Below are 16,477 nucleotides of genomic sequence, written 5' to 3'. Positions count from 1 at the left end.
GGATGGATCAGCTGACCTTCTTCTTGGCGTGCAGCTCCGGCCGCAACACCTTGGTCCGCATTACCTGCTCGTTGATGCTGAACTGACGGTCCAGTTCCTTGACGTCCTCGGGCTTGGCGGTCAGATCGATGACCGCGTAGATCCCCTCGGACTTCTTCTGGATCTCGTAGGCGAAACGGCGACGGCCCCAGATGTCGACATTGTCGACGGTGCCACCGCCCTTGGTGATGACGGACAGGAACTTCTCCAAGATGGGAGTGACCTGACGATCGTCGGTCTCCGGCTGCAGGATGACCATGACTTCGTACTTGCGCATGCGCGAACTCCACCTCCTCTGGTCTCGAGCGGCCACGGGAATCTCCCGTGACAGGAGGGCGAATGCCTGGCCCGGCGACTCCGACGCCGCTGGGCCACCGGACAGTCTACGGCCAGCCGGCCGATTCGGCCCAATCGCCGACCGGGGCGCGGTACGGGCGCGCGGCGCCGGTCCTCATCCCTCGGCGCCCACCCGGGCGGATGCGGTACCGAACTGCACCACGTCACCGGCCACCAGGTGGCGACCACGGCGGTCCTCGGGTTCGCCGTTGACCTGCACCAACCCGTCGGCGAGCACCTGTTTGGCCTCTCCGCCGGACTCGACCAGGTTGGCCAGTTTCAGGAACTGGCCGAGCTTGATTCCCTCACCGGAGACGGGCACGTCGTCGATCGCCATGACCCCAGTCTCCCCCGTACCGCCGCGATCCGCTCGCCGTGGGCGAAGGTCAGGTCGAGACCCTCGACCGGCAGACATCGAAGCGGTGGGCGGCGGTATCCTAGTTCCACGTCCATCGATCGGAGAGCGCTCATGTATTCACCCGAAGACGAGGCGGTCGAGCCTCTGACCACAGAGACCTGCTGGGAGCTGCTGAGCACCGCCCAGGTCGGTCGGCTCGCCCTGGCCGCCGGGGGCGACATCGACATCTTCCCGATCAACTTCGTCGCCCACGAGGGCGCGCTGTACTTCCGTACCGCACCGGGTACCAAACTGGTCGAGCTGACCGCGAACCCGCGGGTTGCCCTGGAGATCGACGAATGGGACGACGATCAGGCCCTGAGCGTCGTCGCGAAGGGAATCGCCGAGCGGCTTGAGAAGACCGCCGAGATCGACGCCGCCGAGCAACTGCCACTGAAGCCGTGGATCCCGACGCTGAAGTACCGGTGGGTCAAGATCACCCCCGAGACCGTCAGCGGGCTACGATTCCGGCGGGCTGCCGAACCCGAACGGTTCTGACCTGCCGGACATCCCAGGTCAGTGGTTGACCAGCGACGGCTCGGGCAGTTCGGCCTGCCGCGGCTCCCGGAAGAGCACGAACACCAGCACCAATCCGATCATCGTCATGCCGAGTGCCACCCAGACCGGCGACACCAGGCCGCCGCCGGAGGCGATCGCGTACCCGCCGAGGAACGCGCCGAGGCTGTTGCCGACGTTCAGCGCCGAGTGGTTCAGCGCCGCCGCGATCGACTGGTTGTCCTCGGCGACATCCATCAACCGGGTCTGGATGGCCGGGCCGAGGATCGAGGATCCGACGCCGACGCCGAAACCGAGGATGGCCAAGGGCACGATCCGGTCCGCGGTCAGCGCCATCGACAACAGCACCCAGGCCAGCAGCAGGAAGCCGCAAAGCAGGGTCAGACGCAGATGGGCATCGGCCAGTCGTCCACCGAGAAGGTTGCCGACGGTCATACCGACCCCCATCAGCACCAGCACCACCGGCACCACCCATTGCGGCGAGCCCGCGACATCGGTGACGATCGGGGAGATGTAGGAGTAGATGGCGAAGAAACCGCCGAAGCCGATCGCCCCGGTGATGATCGTCGCCCACACCTGGCCGATCTTGAACACTCCGAGCTCCGACCACACGCTGCGGCCCGCCTCACCCGGCTGCTCCGGTACGAAACGGGCGATGCAGACGGCGGCCACCGCGAAGATCGCCACCACCATCAGGTACGCCGCCCGCCAGCCGAAGACCTGGCCCAGATACGTACCCAGCGGTACCCCGACGATGTTGGCGACGGTCAGGCCGGTGAGGACGAAGGCGACACCCTGGGCACGTTTGCCCGGGCCGAGGACACGGGCCGCGACCAGCGCACCGATGCCGAAGTAGGCACCATGGGGCAGACCGGCCAGGAACCGGGAGACCGCCACCAGCTCGTAGTTCGGTGCGAGCAGGGTCAGGCCGTTGAACAGCAGAAGCGCACCGGCCAGTCCGACCATCACCCGATGGCGCGGGTACTTCGACAGGGCACCGGCGATGGTCGGGGCGCCGACCACCACACCGAGGGCATAGAAGGACACGAGGTGCCCGGCATTGGCCAGTGCCTGATCGGGGTTCGTGGCCCACAGGTCGGGCAACAGGTCCTGGGCGATGTTGGGTAGCAGGCCCATGATGACGAATTCGGTCATCCCGATGCCGAAGCTACCGATGGCGAGTGAGAGGAGCGCCGTCGTTGCCGTCCTCCGTTGTGAGTTCACGGAGGTCATGGGAGCAGCCTACGCCCACTCCCCCACGTCGAAGCCAATTCGCCGAACGGTCGTCGGAGCGGGGATCCCGGCGGGTTGCGGCCCTCAGTTGGTCGGCGACTCCGCCAAGGTGATCTCGGCCGAGTGGCTCTCCCCGGAGGCATCGGTCCACCTGACCCTGACCTGTTCACCGGGTTCGGTCTCGCCGAGCACGACGCCGATCGAGTTCTCGGAGTCGATGCTGGTGCCGTTGACGCTGGTGATCTCCGAACCGACCTCGATGCCGGCGTCCTCGGCGGGTGAGTCCTCGACGATCTCGGCGACCTGCCCGGAGGTGTCCACGGCGATGCCGAGGAAGCCCGACGGGCCGATGGTCACACCATTGCCCTCCTCACCGGCGAGGATCTGATCGGCGATCTCGGTCGCCTCATCGATCGGTACGGCGTAGCTGTCGCTGCCGGTACGCATCGAGACCTGGCTGTTGGTGGCCGAGCCGGCGGTACTGATGCCGATCACCTCCCCCTCGTCGTCGAACATCGGGCCCCCCGAGTAGCCGGAGACGACGGCCGCGTCGGTCTCCAACAACCCGGTGAGCTGTTTGGTACCACCGGTCGCCTCGTCGCTGACCTGGATGCTCTCGTCGGTACCGGTCAGCTCGCCGCTGACCTGCAGCAGTTCACCGCCACCCAGGGCATTGCCGACCGCGGTCAGTTCCTCCCCGAGAGTGGTGCCGTCGTCGTCGACGGTGATCGGGGTGAGACCGGTGGCATCGATCTTCACCACTGCCACATCGGCCGACTCGTCGGATCCGAGCACGGTTCCCTCGTAGGTCTGGCCGGTGTCGGCCACGGTCACCTGGACCTCGGTGGACCCGTCGACCACGTGATAGTTGGTGAGGATCGTGCCGTCGGAGCTGAGCACCATGCCGGTACCGGCCCCGGTGCCACTCTCCAGCTCGGTCTCGATCAGCACCACCGAGGTGGTCAGGTCCTCATCGGCCTCGGTGCCGCCGGAACTGTCGCTCGACCCCTGCCCGGGCGAGGTCTGACCCGGCCCCTGGCCGGCGCCGGGCATGCCCTGACCACCTTGACCCTGGCCACCTTGACCCTGGCCCGGCATGCCCTGCCCGGGGACACCGCTACCGGAATCCCCCGTGCCCGAGCCGCTGCTGCCGCCCGTACCGGAGTCCTCGGTGCCCTGTCCGGTGCCGGAGTCCTGTCCGGACGCCGGTGCGTCTGCCTGTTCCTGGCCGTTGCCCAGCCCGAAGTAGCTCAGCGCGGTTCCGCTCAACCCCAGACCGCCGATCAGCAGGACGAAGGCACAGACCAGGGCGACCCCGATCCGGCGTGCCCGGCGGGATCGATCGGGACGCCCGGTGGGGCCGGGTTGCGCGGTGGCCGTGGCCCGGGGGTCGGTGTCGGCCGTCCAGCCCGATGCGAGGTACGGGCCCGACTGCCCGGCCGAGGCGCCCTGCCCCATCGGGGGCTGCTGCTGACCGGAGCCGCCCGCAGGTCGGCCGGGGAAACCGTCGGTCGCGGCGTACCCCAGATTTTTGTAACCCGAGTTGGGGTACCCGGTGTTGGTGTACCCCGGGTTGGCGTATCCGCTGGGTCCGTTGGCCCAGCCGCTGGCGGCATAGGCTCCGGCTGCCGAGGACGGATCATCGGCGCCCGCACCAGCACCAGCGGAGTGCCCGTGTCCCGCCGATCGGCTGCCGGACGCGGGCGGCATCGATGCCGCCTGCCACTGCGGGCCGGGGTAGGCCGAGCCGTGACCGGCAGCGGACGCGCCCTGGGCGGGGTGGTGCGGGAACTCCGAGCCGGCTGCGGAGTTCGAACCCTGGTTCGCGGGGTCACGAGGCGCGGAGGCGTTCTGATCGTTCACAGCTGCCATTGCAGCCAGCGAAGGTTCAGGCCAGCTACCGGCCAACTGTCGGCCGGCTGTGAAGCCACCGGCCACCTGTCGGCCACTTGTGAATCGGCCGATCGGCTGTGCGCCGGCTGTGCGAGCCGGCGGGTGTCAGCGCTTCTGCGGGATGAAGGACGTCGAGCACTTCCAGGTGGTCTTGCCCTTCTTGGCCGTCACCGACACCACCACCTTGTACTTCGGCTTGGCGCCGGAGATGTTGTAGCGCAGGCTGGCCGTACCCTTCGACCCGGCGGTCGCGGTCTTCTTCGTCTGGGTCGTGCTGTACTTCGCCACGGTGGTGACCTTGGCGCCCGAACCGACCTTGCTCACCAGCACATCGGTCTTCGAGTACTGCTTGGGCTTGCTGACCGACATCTTCGCCACGCACTTCTTCGTCGGGGCGGCATCGGCGGTCGGCGCACCGGCTACCAGACCGGTCCCGGTCAGCGCGAGAGTGATCATCAGCGCAGCGAAGTGCTTGCGCACACGGGTACCCACAACCTGCTCCTCAAGGTGTCACCGCAGTCGCATCCTGCGCTGCAGGGCCGGTCGACGGCGAGTTCGAACGCCGGCCCGGGACCCGGCGGCGAGGTGATCAGACCAGCTCGGCGAGCACGGTGTCAACCCTGCGGCAGAATCGACCGCAACCAGCTGCACCCCGACGGGGCCGCGTTCCGCGTAAGGCCTAACCGGCCCAGAATCCCCGCTCACCGAAGAGATCACGGAACGACGCAGATCTGCCACCGCCGCGGGCGCCGAGGTAGGAACCGACGACCGCCGCACCAAGATCATCCAGCTCCGGTGAGACCACCCGGCCGTCGACCCGGTCGGCCATCTGCTGGATGAATCTGGCCAGCCCCGGATCCTCACCGAGCCGGAAGAAGGTGGTCTGTGCACCGAAACGGGTGACCGCATCGAGCTCGGTGACCGTCCGGGCGATGGTCAGCGGATGCGGCGGGTAGTCGAAGAAGGTCTGCCCGTCGCGTTCGAGATGGGCGGTCGGTTCGCCGTCGGTGACCACCAGCAGGACCGGTTGGGCATTCGGGTGTCTGCGGAAGAACCGCTCGGCCAGCAACAGCCCGTGGTGCAGATTCGTCCCTTTGTCGTACTTCGCATCCATCGCGGTGAGTTCTTCGATGGACAGCTTCTGGGCGTACCGGCCGAAGCCGATCAGTTCGAGTTGATCACCGCGGAAGCGGGTGGACACCAGATGGTGCAGGGCGAGCGCGGTGCGTTTCATCGGCACCCACCGGCCGTCCATGGCCATCGAGAAACTGGTGTCGACCAGCAGTGCGACAGCCGATTGGGTACGCGCCTCGGTCTCGGAGACCTCGATGTCGTCGAGCTGCAGCCGTACCCCGCGCTTGGCATCGCCACCCTCGGAGACCGTCCGCAGCACCGCATTGGTGACCGTCCGGGTGACATCCCAGGGTTCGGTGTCACCGAACCGCCATTCCCGGGTGGCGCCACTCAACTCCCCTGCCGCACCGGCCTGCCGGGTCTCTCGCTGGCCGGAACGTCCCGACAGCTTCTGCGCCACATCCCGCAGCAACGCCCGGCCGAGTTGCCGCATCGCCTTCGGCGACAGTTTCAACCCGCCGTCGGCGGAGCGGGACAGCATCCCGGTCTGCCGCAGCTCATCGGCGATCTGCTGCAGGGTACGCGCGTCGACCGCAGCATCCTCACCGAGCTGACGGGTCAGCGCATCAAGATCGATGTCGTCCATCCGTGCACCCGGGTAGGACTGCGACAACTGTTCGGACAACCGGTCGAGTTCGGCCAGATCCTGCAGCGCCTGTGCCCCCTCACCCATGCCGAGTCCCTGGTCGCCCTCGAACTCCTCCGCACCGTTCCAGTCCTCGGCCGGCCGGAGTCCCTGCAGGTTCTGGCTCAACCGGGCCAACTGGTCGGCCAGCTCCGGGGAGCCGAATGCCTGCTGGGCAAGGGAATCCAGCTCGGCACGCTGCTCGGGGCTGAGCGACTTGCGGAACCGCTGGGCGGCCGCCGAACGCGCGGCCAGGGTGTCGATCAACTCCTCGACGCTCTGCGGGTTTTCCGGAAAATACTGACCGTGCCGGGCCATGAACTGGTCGAACTGGGCGGTGGTGTCCTCACCTCGGGCATGAGCGGCGAGCAGGTCGTTCAGGTCCGCGACCATCTCGGCGACCGCTTGTCGATCTTCGTCGGTGGCGTTCTCCAGCGCCTGTTTCATCCCCGCGAAATGCTGGTCGAGCGCCTCCCGGCCGAGCAGGTCCTTGATCTTGTCGAACGACTCCCTGGCCTCGGGGCTGCGCCAGTCGTAGTCGGCCAACTCGTTCACCGCGGCCGCCGGGGAATCCGGCAGGTTCTCGATCTGCAGCTCGGCGAACCGGGCATCATCGTCGAGGTCGCGTGCAAGCTGTTTGCGTTCGGCGAGGACAGCGGCGTCCAGCAGTTCCTTGATCTCGGTCAGGGTCCCGTCGAGCCGGCTGTTCCGCAGCAGCTGCTGACGCCGTCGTGCCACCTCGGCAGCGATCTCGTCCAGGCCACGTTGCTGATCACCGCCCCGGCGCAGGTACTCCCGCAACGCCTGCTCCGGGGAGTATCCGGCCATCACGTCCTCACCGACGGCATCCAGCGCCTCGGCGAGGTCGACCGGCGGGGCCAGCGGGTCGGGGCCACCGTCGTACCGGCCGTAGCTGGACCGGCGAGGATCGGATCGACCGGCCATCAGGAACGCCCGTAGAGCGTGGTCGTGGCGTCGCTGTCCTTGGACAGTCGACGGGCCAGGTACAGACCCTCCAGCGCCAGTTCGATCGCCGAGGCCCGTTCTCCCTCGCTGCTCGCACCGGCACGCTCGGCGATCTGGTCGTAGAGCTCGGATTCGCCCAGCACCGGCAGCCCGGACAGGAAGTCGGCGGCCGAGACCCGCTCACCGGTGGTGATGGTGGCGCCGTCCTCCACCGCCTCCACCAGCAGCCGGAAGTCCAGGCCGCGGTAGAGTTCGCGTACCGTCGCCGCCGTCGCGGTCCGCAGCAGATGTTCCAGGATGGTCCGCTCCCGGCCCTCCTCCCCGGATTCGAACTCGACCTTGCCGCCGAGCACATCGATCACTGTCGCCAGATCGACCGGCCGCGCCACCGGATCGGCCTCGCCGAGCACCGTGGAGCGGTGCAGCGCGGAGGCGGCGACGGTCTCGGCGGCGGCGATCGAGAACCGGGCCGAGACACCCGAGCGCTGATCGACCGAGGCGGACTCGCGCAGTTCGCGGGTGAACCGGGCGATCACCTCCAGCAGCGGGTCGGTCACCTCGGCGGTGAGCTCGGCCTCCTGGTTGATCACGGCCACCTCGGCCTCCAGCTCGACCGGGTAGTGGGTACGGATCTCCGCGCCGAAGCGGTCCTTCAGCGGGGTGATGATCCGGCCCCGGTTGGTGTAGTCCTCGGGGTTGGCGCTGGCGACCACCAGCACGTCCAGCGGCAGCCGAACCAGATAGCCGCGGATCTGGATGTCGCGTTCCTCCATCACGTTCAGCATCGCCACCTGGATCCGTTCGGCCAGGTCGGGCAACTCGTTGATCGCGACGATGCCGCGGTGCGAGCGCGGGATCAGCCCGAAGTGGATCGTCTCCGGATCACCCAGGGAACGCCCTTCGGCGACCTTCATCGGGTCCACGTCACCGACCAGGTCGGCGACCGAGGTGTCGGGGGTGGCGAGTTTCTCGGCGTACCGCTCCGAGCGATGGCGCCATTCGATGCCGAGCAGGTCGCCCTGTTCGGTGGCCAGCCGGATCGACCCGGCGGTGATCGGCTCGTACGGGTGCTCACCCAACTCGGAACCGGAGATCACCGGGGTCCACTCGTCGAGCAAACCGACGAGTGTGCGCAGCAGCCGGGTCTTGCCCTGGCCGCGTTCACCGAGCAGGACGATGTCGTGGCCGGCGATGATCGCCCGCTCGACCTGCGGGATGACGGTGTCCTCCAAACCGTGCAGCCCGGGCCAGGGATTCACCCCGGAGGCAAGTTTGGCGAGCAGATTGTCACGAAGTTCTTGACGCAGTGATTTCTGGGTGTGACCCGAGGCGCGCAACTCACCGACCGTGGTGGGCGCGGGCCGGGGGCCGGTCTGGGAATCGGCCATGGGAACACGCTAACCCTCCTGCCCAAGAGGCGGGGCACTGCTGGCGAATCGGGACAGCACTGACGAGGGGGCGGCGCCAGCGGAGCGGCAACCGCAGCGCAGCAGCACCAACGAGCGGGGCGGCGCGAACAACCAGCGGGGCACCAACGAGCGGGGCACCAGCCAACAGCACAGCAGCAACAACAACCAGCGCGGCACCAACGAGCGGGCACCAAACAACCAACACAGCACTGATGATCGAACCGAACGGCGTGCTGCATCTGCGTGACTGAGCTGCAGATGTCGCTGCGCCGGAGGGCCCCCACCGGTGCCACGCCACGAGCGGATGGTCGCACACGGTGGCGGATTGGCCGTCGGGTACTGGTCACTTCGTGTGAACAGTCGCTCCCGAAGTGACCAGAACCCGCTGAGATAATCGCTGGCGGGGGTCCGTCCCAGCTTCTAACCTGCCTCACATGGGAACTCTGATCTCCGCGCCCATGACGGCGCGCACCCTGATCGCCCGGGATCGCCGCGCCTGACGGCGCATCCGATTCTGAGCTGTTGGTCCCGTTGGGTCCTCGAGCCGGTCGGTCCTCGGAGCCCTAAGACCGTCGAGTCTTCGGGCCAGTCGGTCCTCGGTCCCCCGAACGAGTTGTCAGTCGAGTCCTCGCGCGAACTGGTCCTCGAGTCTTCGGGTCAGTTGCCTACGGGTCCTCCGGCTCTCGGGTCAGCTCAGCTCCAGGCCAGTTGTCTCTGCGTGACCCCTGCCTGCGCGATCCCTGAATCCACTCCGTGCGCCGTCTTTCCGAGTTGTCCTCGCACCTCGGCCGGCGCTGTCCACTCGATGATCGGTTGACCTGTCGCGACCGGGGTCCTCCACGAACTCAGATTCCGGAGCACACCATGTCCCGATCCTCCCGTCGTCCCTCACGACCCTCATCGCGTCGTCCCTCCCGATCCTCAGGAACCCGCTCCCAACGAGCCGCGCCCGTCGATCAGCGCCCCACCGGCGCCGGGCCCGTACCCACCCCCACACGGCATCCGGGAGATACCGACGGTGGCCGACACGAACTGGGCCAGAACTTCCTCACCCATCGCCCGACCATCCGGCAGATCTCTGCCCTGGTCTCCGACCACGACGGTTCCATCCTGGAACTCGGCGCCGGCGACGGTGCACTCACCCGACCGCTGTCGCAGCTCGGGAGACCAGTGACCGCCATCGACATCGACCCCCGCCGGGTCCAGCAGCTGCGTCGGTCGCTCCCTGGGGTACGGGTCGAGCACGCCGATGCCCTGCACCACCCACTGGCCGCGGACGGGATCGTCGGGAACGTACCGTTCGGCCTGACCACACCGATTCTGCGCCGACTCCTGGCAACCGGTGGATGGCGGTACGCGGTGCTGCTCGTGCAATGGGAGGTGGCACGCAAACGCGCCGGGGTCGGTGGTGGCACGATGCTCACCGCGCAGAGCGCACCGTGGTACGAGTTCTCCTTGATCACCCGGGTACCCGCGCGACACTTCACCCCGCAACCGAGTGTCGACGGCGGGATCCTGATGATCACCCGACGCCGCCGACCCCTCGTACCGGCCGCCGATCGCCGCGCCTACGAACGCTTCGTGAAGGCCGTGTTCACCGGCCGCGGAGGTTCATTGCCCAAGATCATCGCCAATGCCACGGGCGCCGGCAGCCGCCGCACGCGGCACGTGCTGCGAGAAACCAACATCGTGCCTACTGACCTGCCCCGCGACCTCACACCCCGGCAGTGGAGACAGCTGTGGCACCAGCTGGCTGACCCTCGTACCGGCTGAGCGGCCAGGTCACCCACGACCCGCGAACGTGCTCGTCGAGGGCGCGCACCCCGACCCGCGTTCCTCCCGCGAGAATCGCCCCCTGATCGGCGATCAGGGGGCCATAACGGCTGACAAGAACGGTCACTCGCCGTTCTTGATCATCTCCGCGCACTTCTCGCCCATCATCATCACCGTGATGTTGGGATTGACCGTGGTGATCTCCGGCATCGCCGAGGCGTCGACCACCCGCAGACCCTGCACCCCCTTCACCCGCAGTTGCGGGTCCAGCGGCGACATCGGATCGTCGACCGGGCCCATCCGGCAGGTACCGACCGGGTGATAGACGGTGTTGTGGCAGTGCACGATGTAGTCCTCGAGCTGCTCATCGGTCTGCACCTCGACGCCGGGGAACAGTTCCTCCCCCGCCCAGTCGGCCATCGCCGGCTGGGCGACGATCTCCCGAGCCTTGCGGATACCGGCGATCATCACCCGCAGGTCGTGACCCTCGGGATCGGTGAAGTAGCGCGGATCGACCTTCGGCTTGTCCCGGTAGTCCCGGCTGCGCAACCGTACCGTCCCCCGCGACTTGGCGTGGGTGACGTTCGGCGTCAGACAGAAGGTGTTCTCCGAGGTCGGGTACCCCTGCCGCAGGGTGTGCATGTCGAACGGTACGGAGCCGTAGTGCATCATCAGGTCCGGCCGGTCCAGACCCTCGGTGGTGGTGGTGAAGATGCCGATCTCCCACCACTGGTAGGAATCGGTGACCATCGGCTGCTTCGCCTCCCAGGCGATCACGCCCTCGGGATGATCGGCCAGGTTCGCCCCGACACCGGGGGAGTCGACCCGGGCCTCGATACCGACCTCGGCCAGATGATCTGCCGGACCGATGCCGGAGAGCATCAACAACTGCGGGGTGTTGATCGCCCCGGCGGAGACGATCACCTCGGAGTTGGCGCCGATCCGCTTCGTCTTGCCGAAGGCATTGTTCACCACCAGCACCCCGGTACACCGACCCGTTTCGTCGATCTCCAGCTCGCGGGCCCAGGTGTCGGTCAGCACGCTCAGGTTCGGCCGGTCCAGGATCGGATGCAGGTACGAGACCGAGGAGGAAGCGCGGGTGCCGTCGGCCTGCCGGTTCACCTGGAAGAAGTTGGCGCCGTTGATCACCGTGGAGCCGGAGTTGAACTCCACCCGCGGGATCCCGTCCTGCTCACAGGCATCCAGGATCGCAACCCCGCAGGGATCGATCGGCGGGATGCTCATCAGGTGCACCGGGCCGTCGGTGCCGTGATGATCACCGGCAGTGTCGTTGGTCTCCAACTTGGTGAACAGCGGCAGCGTCCGTTCCGAGCTCCAACCGGTGGCGCCGTGAACCGAATCCCACTCGTCCAGATCCTCGGCCGGCGCCCAGAAGGCGATGCAGGAGTTGTGTGAGGAGCAACCACCCAGCACCTTGGCCCGGGCATGGCGCATGAACGAGTTGCCGTGCTCCTGCGGCTCGATCGGATAGTCCCAGTCATAGCCGGACTCCAGCAGTTCCATCCACCGGTTCAACTGCAGGATCACCGGCGCATCCACGTCGGTGGGCCCGGCCTCCAACAACCCGACCGTGACCTCGGGATCCTCCGACAGCCGGGCAGCCACGGCAGCACCGGCCGAACCGCCACCGACGATCACATAATCAAAGGTGTGGGTGGTCTCCATGATCATTCTCCTTCGATCCGACCGGATTGCCCGGTCTCGCCCAGCGTCCTGCTCAGGATGCGTTGGGGTTGAACCAGCCGGTCACCGCCGGTTCGAGGTTGTGGTAGATGTGCTTGGTCTCGACGTACTCGGCAAGTCCGGTCGGACCCAGCTCACGGCCGAACCCGGACTGTTTGTAGCCGCCCCACTCCGCCTGGGGCAGGTACGGGTGGTAGTCGTTGATCCAGATGGTGCCGTGCCGCAACTTGCCCGCAACTCGCTGCGAACGTCCGGCATCACCGCTCCAGACCGCACCGGCCAGACCGTAGAAGGTGTCATTGGCGATGGCGATCGCCTCCTCCTCGGTGGTGAAGGTCTCGACGGTGACCACCGGTCCGAAGGCCTCGTCGGTGACCACCGACATGCCACGCTTCACTTGGTCCAGGACCGTCGGCAGGTAGTAGTAGCCCTTGGCGAGTTCGCCCTCACCCCACGTGCCACCGCAACGCAGGCGCGCCCCCTCGGCGACACCGGCGTCGACATAGGCCGTCACCTTGTCCCGGTGGGCGGCCGAGATCAACGGTCCGGTCTCGGCGTCGGGATCGAACGGCCCGCCGAGGCGGATCTGTTCGGTACGGGCGACCAGGTCGTCGACGAAGCGCTCGGCGATCGAGGACTCCACGATCAGCCGGGCGCCGGCCGAGCACACCTGCCCCGAATGGACGAAGGCAGCGTTCAGTGCGTTGTCCAACGCGGCGTCGTAGTCGGCATCGGCGAAGATCACGTTCGGGTTCTTGCCACCCAGTTCCAGGGCCACCTTCTTCACCGTCGCCGCGGCATTGGCGCCGATGATCCGACCGGTGACCAGGCCACCGGTGAACGACACCAGGTCCACATCGGGATGTTCCGACAGCGGACCGCCGGCGCTGGCCCCGGCACCGGTGATCAGGTTCCCGACTCCGGCAGGCAGCCCGAGTTCGTCGAACAGCTTCAGGGTGAGGATGGCGGTGTGCGGGGTCAGCTCGGCAGGCTTGAGCACGAAGCTGTTGCCGGCAGCGAGACAGGGCGCGAGTTTCCAGGCCGCCTGCAGCAGCGGATAGTTCCAGGGGGTGATCAGCGTGCAGACACCGACGGGTTCGTGGACGATCCGGCTGACCACCGATGCGCTGCCGGCATCGACCATCCGGCCGGCCTCGTTGGCCGCCAGTTTGCCGAAGTAGTCGAAGCAGTTGGCGATGTCGTCCATGTCGATCTCGGACTCGACGATCCGCTTACCGGTGTCCAGCGATTCGGCGCGAGCGAACTCGTCCTTGCGGTCGCGGATACCGGCGGCGACCCGGAGCAGGAAGTCGCCCCGCTCCGCCGCCGGCACCGAGGACCAGACACCGGCGTCGAACGACGCCCGGGCGGCCTCGATCGCCGCCACCGTGTCCTCCTCGGTGGCCTCGTCGACCACGCCGACCAGGGAGCCATCGGCGGGACAACGGATCTCCCGGGTGCCACCCGCACGGGCCGCCACCCACTTCCCGCCGATGAACAAGGTGTTGGGTGCGTCGCTGGACACGGTCTCCCTCTCGTCAGGTGCTGCCGTCACCGGGCCATGATCACTCGGTGGAACTGAAGTCGTCCTTCCAGTCCATCGTCTTGTGCTCGTCGGCGTCAACCGGCGAACGCTGGGCCAACCGCAGGTACTCCAGATGCGATTCGTAGTGGGCGATCACATCGGCGATCAACTGCTCGGCGGTGTAGCCGTAGACGTCGTACCCGCGGGAACCGTTGGCGGTGAATACCTCCAGCCGATAGTACCGGTCGGCCTCACTGGCCACCCGGAACGCGAACGACGGCGTCGGACCGGAGACCGGCCAGATCTGGTAGTTGAACGGCTCGGCCTCGGGCATCTCGACATGCAGTTCCGCCTGCATGACACCGGCATCGGGGACCTCGGAGACATCGACGCTGACCTCGGCACCGGAGGCCCGGAACTCCGCGGCCACCTCCTTGAGTGAGGGCACGGCAGTCTCGGTCATGTACTTCGACACCTGGTTGCGGCTGGGGAACCCGGTCGCCCGCCGCAAACGCTGCCGCCAGGAGAACTCGCGACCGGCGACCGCACCGATGGTGCCCGACAGGGCTTGGCGGTAACCGTCGGCATGCTGCACCTCGCGCCGCAGAGCCCGGTAGAGGGAGAACATCACCAGGTACATGACCACCGAGAACGGCAACCCGATGATCAAGGTCGCCCCCTGCAGGGTGCTCACCCCGCCGACGATCAGCATGCCGAGAGTCAGCAGACCCGTGGCCACGGACCAGAAGATCCGCAACCGGGTGTCACCGTCGGACTTGGCGTCGGGGATGTCGGAGGTGAAGTTCGCCAGCACGAGCGCGCCGGAGTCGGCCGAGGTGACGTAGAACAGCAGTCCGACCAGGGTCGCGATGCCGATCACCAGCGGCGCCGCGGGGTAGGCCTCGAGCAGAGAGTAGAAGGCGCGCTCGGGGGTGTTCATCGCCACCTCGCCGAAGGCGGCGTCACCACCGGCGACCAGGCCCAGGGAGGCATTGCCGAAGATGGAGATGAAGATCAGGATGAACATGAACGGCACCACTAGGACACCGGTCACGAACTGCCGGATCGTCCGGCCGCGGGAGATCCGGGCCAGGAACAGTCCGACGAACGGCGCCCAGGCGATCCACCAGGCCCAGAAGAACAGCGTCCAACCGCCCATCCAGCCGGTCATGAAGCCGGTGTCGAACGGCAGTGGGAGACCGGCGAACTCGGCCTGCTCGAAGGCGAAGGTCTCCATCATCATCGCCGGGTAGCGGGAGACGAAGTCACCGATGTTCATCACCAGCGCGTTCATCAGGAACTGCGTCTTGTCCATGAACAGGACGTAGAGCAACAAGATGATCGCCATGATCACGTTCAGCTCCGACAGTCGCCGGATCCCCTTCTCCACACCGGACACGCTGGAGATGGTGGCCATCACCACCGAGAGCACGATCAGCGCGATCTGCGCGGCCGTACCCTCCGGGATGCCGAACATCAGGTACAGGCCGTAGTTCAACTGGACCACGCCGATGCCCAGCGAGGTGGCGATACCGAAGACGGCACCGAGGACGGCGGCGATGTCGACACTGTGCCCGACCCAGCCGTCCATCCGGCGGCCGAAGATCGGTCGCAGCATCGAGCGCAGGCTCAACGGCCAGCCCTTGCGGTAGGCGAAGTAGGCGAAGCCCACACCGAGCAGGGCATACATCGCCCAGCCGGTGATGCCGTAGTGGAAGAGGGTCCAGACGACCGCCTGCCGGGCCGCGGCGATGCTTTCGGGCTGGGCGCCGGTGGAGTCGTAGGCGGTCGGCGGCTGGATGTACTGGGTGACCGGTTCGGCGACCGAGAAGAACATCAGGTCGATGCCGATCCCGGCAGCGAAGAGCATCGCCGTCCAGGTGAAGAGATTGAACACCGGACGGGAGTGGTCCGGCCCCAGTCGTACCCGACCGAATCGGCTGAGCGCCATGTAGAGCACGAATCCGACGATCACGGTGGCGGTGAGTACGTAGTACCAACCGAAGTTGGTCGACACCCAGTCGACGATCGCGTAGATCACGGTCTGGGTGGTCTCCGGTGCGATGATCGCCAGGATCGCGATCAGCAGGATGATCGCCGCGCTGACGATCAGCACCGGCCAGTTGATCTCCACCCCGGGCGCGGTGCCTCCGGCCGGTGGGTTAATGGTCGCAGGTGCGGACATGACTTCCCATCCAGCCACCGGTTCCGAGACTTCGGCGCCGGCAGCTGTTCTCTCAGCGGCGTGGACAGACTGAAACTAACAGTCCGTCGGCCTCGAGGTGGGGCGAAAGCCGAAGCCCGCAGCGACCGGCCAGGCTCGGGGAGCAACCCGAGCGGCATCACCACCGACGTGGCGCCGATCATGGTCGGCATCGCCCGCTCGGGCGTGTCGCCCGAGCGGTGCCACATCGGTGGCGTGTGCGGAAGTCGGCTCAGGAGGCGACCGAGGCGGTCACATCGATGTTGCCGCGGGTGGCCTTGGAGTAAGGGCAGAACTGATGCGCCTTCTCCACCAGCTCGGCGGCCTTGTCGGCGTCCACCCCGGGGATGTCGGCGGTCAGGGCCACGGCCAGACCGAAGCCGGTGTCGGTCTTGCCGAAGGTGACCTCGGCGGTGACGGTCGAATCGCTGGTGTCCAGCCCCTCCTGTGCTGCCATGGCGTTCAGTGCGCCGGAGAAGCAGGCGGCGTAACCGGCGGCGAACAGGGTCTCCGGGTTGGCCTTCGGATTGGTCTTGCTGCCCGGTTTGCCCAGCGGCAGATCGATCACTCCGTCCGCGCTCTTGACTGTGCCCTCACGCCCGCCCTTGGCGGTGGCAGCGGTGGTGTAGGCAACTTCCTTGACGGCCTCGTACGGCATGTTCGGACCTTTCCTCACCCGGGAACCGTGTGCTCCCGGTCTCCCACCAACGCTACCCACCCGCGC

The 16,477-nt window shown here is 67.2% G+C and carries 14 protein-coding genes; 2 read left to right on the top strand and 12 right to left on the bottom strand.

Annotated features, from left to right (window positions below; translation table 11 throughout):
- Positions 1 to 7 precede the first annotated feature (7 nt).
- The gene (gene rpsF, locus CLV29_RS13105) at positions 8 to 316 is read right to left on the bottom strand and encodes a 30S ribosomal protein S6 (protein ID WP_133755521.1); all 309 of its coding nucleotides are present in this window, start codon (positions 314 to 316) and stop codon (positions 8 to 10) included.
- A gap of 174 nt (positions 317 to 490) precedes the next feature.
- Positions 491 to 712, bottom strand: coding sequence for an RNA-binding S4 domain-containing protein (locus CLV29_RS13100; RefSeq protein ID WP_133755520.1), 222 nt, complete (start codon positions 710 to 712; stop codon positions 491 to 493).
- 132 nt (positions 713 to 844) lie between these two features.
- Here CLV29_RS13100 and CLV29_RS13095 point away from each other — a divergent pair, with 132 nt between their 5' ends.
- A complete protein-coding gene (locus CLV29_RS13095) occupies positions 845 to 1,270 on the top strand; it encodes a pyridoxamine 5'-phosphate oxidase family protein (RefSeq protein WP_133755519.1) in 426 nt (141 codons plus the stop codon).
- 18 nt (positions 1,271 to 1,288) lie between these two features.
- Here the strand turns inward: CLV29_RS13095 and CLV29_RS13090 are convergent, their stop codons facing one another.
- The 6 genes from CLV29_RS13090 to CLV29_RS17085 form a co-directional block, all read right to left on the bottom strand.
- Complete coding sequence (locus CLV29_RS13090; protein ID WP_133755518.1) at positions 1,289 to 2,521, bottom strand: MFS transporter; 1,233 nt, start codon at positions 2,519 to 2,521, stop codon at positions 1,289 to 1,291.
- Positions 2,522 to 2,605: 84 nt separating this feature from the next.
- Positions 2,606 to 4,384: a S1C family serine protease gene (locus CLV29_RS16255; protein WP_166649272.1), complete on the bottom strand. Its 1,779-nt coding sequence runs from the start codon at positions 4,382 to 4,384 to the stop codon at positions 2,606 to 2,608.
- A 135-nt stretch (positions 4,385 to 4,519) separates the two neighbouring features.
- Positions 4,520 to 4,906 carry a hypothetical protein gene (locus CLV29_RS13075; RefSeq protein WP_208292950.1) on the bottom strand — a complete coding sequence of 129 codons (387 nt, stop codon included), beginning with the start codon at positions 4,904 to 4,906 and terminating at the stop codon, positions 4,520 to 4,522.
- A 187-nt stretch (positions 4,907 to 5,093) separates the two neighbouring features.
- Positions 5,094 to 7,118, bottom strand: a complete 2,025-nt coding sequence (locus CLV29_RS13070; RefSeq protein ID WP_133755516.1) for a VWA domain-containing protein — start codon at positions 7,116 to 7,118, stop codon at positions 5,094 to 5,096.
- Entirely contained in the window at positions 7,118 to 8,527 is a 1,410-nt protein-coding gene (locus CLV29_RS13065) for a MoxR family ATPase (RefSeq protein ID WP_133755515.1), read from the bottom strand. The genes CLV29_RS13070 and CLV29_RS13065 overlap by 1 nt, the downstream gene beginning before the upstream one ends.
- A gap of 942 nt (positions 8,528 to 9,469) precedes the next feature.
- A complete protein-coding gene (locus CLV29_RS17085; RefSeq protein ID WP_279586496.1) occupies positions 9,470 to 9,604 on the bottom strand; it encodes a hypothetical protein in 135 nt (44 codons plus the stop codon).
- Between CLV29_RS17085 and erm the strand changes: the two genes are divergently transcribed.
- Complete coding sequence (gene erm, locus CLV29_RS13060; RefSeq protein WP_243831948.1) at positions 9,581 to 10,321, top strand: 23S ribosomal RNA methyltransferase Erm; 741 nt, start codon at positions 9,581 to 9,583, stop codon at positions 10,319 to 10,321. The two genes, CLV29_RS17085 and erm, sit on opposite strands and share 24 nt — an antisense overlap.
- Before the next feature lie 123 nt (positions 10,322 to 10,444).
- On the opposite strand, the gene CLV29_RS13055 is transcribed toward erm, so the two are convergent.
- The 4 genes from CLV29_RS13055 to CLV29_RS13040 all read right to left on the bottom strand — a co-directional run bounded on the left by CLV29_RS13055 (position 10,445) and on the right by CLV29_RS13040 (position 16,411).
- Positions 10,445 to 12,007 (bottom strand): GMC family oxidoreductase, encoded by a 1,563-nt coding sequence (locus CLV29_RS13055; protein WP_133755513.1) that lies wholly within the window; start codon positions 12,005 to 12,007, stop codon positions 10,445 to 10,447.
- A 52-nt stretch (positions 12,008 to 12,059) separates the two neighbouring features.
- Positions 12,060 to 13,580 carry an aldehyde dehydrogenase family protein gene (locus tag CLV29_RS13050; protein WP_243831926.1) on the bottom strand — a complete coding sequence of 507 codons (1,521 nt, stop codon included), beginning with the start codon at positions 13,578 to 13,580 and terminating at the stop codon, positions 12,060 to 12,062.
- 10 nt (positions 13,581 to 13,590) lie between these two features.
- Positions 13,591 to 15,735, bottom strand: a complete 2,145-nt coding sequence (gene betT, locus CLV29_RS13045; RefSeq protein ID WP_133755512.1) for a choline BCCT transporter BetT — start codon at positions 15,733 to 15,735, stop codon at positions 13,591 to 13,593.
- Positions 15,736 to 15,985: 250 nt separating this feature from the next.
- A complete protein-coding gene (locus CLV29_RS13040; protein ID WP_133755511.1) occupies positions 15,986 to 16,411 on the bottom strand; it encodes an organic hydroperoxide resistance protein in 426 nt (141 codons plus the stop codon).
- Positions 16,412 to 16,477 lie beyond the last annotated feature (66 nt).

The sequence above is a fragment of the Naumannella halotolerans genome (assembly GCF_004364645.1).
Taxonomy (GTDB): Bacteria; Actinomycetota; Actinomycetes; order Propionibacteriales; family Propionibacteriaceae; genus Naumannella; species Naumannella halotolerans.
The sequence above is the reverse complement of the archived record's forward strand: the minus strand, read 5'-3'. Positions and strand labels throughout refer to the sequence as shown.